Below are 1,285 nucleotides of genomic sequence, written 5' to 3'. Positions count from 1 at the left end.
GCCACCTTCTCCCGCAGGGGGAGAAGGGCAAAGAAAAAGGCCCCGGATTGCTCCGGGGCCTCGTTCAGTCAGCCCATTCGGGCCGTCGTGTTGACTACTCGACGATCTTGGCGACGACGCCGGCGCCGACGGTGCGGCCGCCTTCACGGATGGCGAAGCGCAGGCCCTGGTCCATGGCGATCGGGGTGATCAGTTCGACGTTCAGCTCGGCGTTGTCGCCGGGCATGATCATCTCGACGCCTTCCTTCAGCTGAACGATCCCGGTCACGTCCGTGGTGCGGAAGTAGAACTGCGGGCGGTAGTTGGTGAAGAACGGCGTGTGACGGCCGCCCTCTTCCTTGTTCAGGATGTAGGCCTCGGCGACGAACTTGGTGTGGGGCGTGATGGAGCCGGGCTTGCACAGGACCTGGCCGCGCTCGACGTCCTCACGCTTGGTGCCGCGCAGCAGCACGCCGACGTTGTCGCCCGCCTGGCCCTGGTCCAGCAGCTTGCGGAACATTTCCACGCCCGTGCAGGTCGTCTTCTGGACCGGACGGATGCCGACGATCTCGACCTCCTCGCCGACCTTGACGATGCCCTTTTCGATACGACCCGTGACCACGGTGCCGCGGCCCGAGATCGAGAACACGTCTTCCACCGGCATCAGGAACGGCAGGTCCAGGGGACGGGCCGGCTGCGGGATGTAGTCGTCCACGGTCTGCATCAGCTTCAGAACCTGCTGCTCGCCGATTTCCGGGTTCACGCCGTCGGTCGCGGCCTTGGCCGAGCCCATGGTGATCGGAATGTCGTCGCCCGGGAACTGGTAGGACGAAAGCAGCTCGCGCACCTCCATCTCGACCAGCTCGAGCAGCTCGGCGTCGTCGACCAGGTCGACCTTGTTCATGAACACCACCAGGGCCGGCACGCCGACCTGACGGGCCAGCAGGATGTGCTCGCGGGTCTGGGGCATCGGGCCGTCGGCGGCCGAGACCACCAGGATCGCGCCGTCCATCTGGGCGGCGCCGGTGATCATGTTCTTCACATAGTCGGCGTGGCCGGGGCAGTCGACGTGGGCATAGTGACGGGCAGCCGTCTCATATTCCACGTGCGCGGTGTTGATCGTGATGCCGCGGGCCTTTTCTTCCGGCGCGGCGTCGATGTCGGCGTAGTTCATCGCCTTGCCGCCGCTGGCCTTGGCCAGAACCATCGTGATCGCAGCCGTCAGCGTCGTCTTGCCGTGGTCCACGTGACCGATCGTGCCGATGTTGCAATGCGGCTTGTTACGTTCGAACTTTTCCTTGGCCAT

1 protein-coding gene is annotated in these 1,285 nt (G+C 65.1%); it reads right to left on the bottom strand.

Features of this window, described 5'->3' with window-relative positions:
* Nucleotides 1–94: 94 nt before the first annotated feature.
* The coding region (tuf, locus tag ACP7A5_RS17935; RefSeq protein ID WP_426043160.1) for an elongation factor Tu at nt 95–1,285 on the bottom strand (1,191 nt) is incomplete at its 5' end.

The sequence above is a fragment of the Brevundimonas sp. TWP2-3-4b1 genome (assembly GCF_049897665.1).
Lineage (GTDB): Bacteria > Pseudomonadota > Alphaproteobacteria > Caulobacterales > Caulobacteraceae > Brevundimonas > Brevundimonas subvibrioides_B.
The sequence above is the reverse complement of the archived record's forward strand: the minus strand, read 5'-3'. Positions and strand labels throughout refer to the sequence as shown.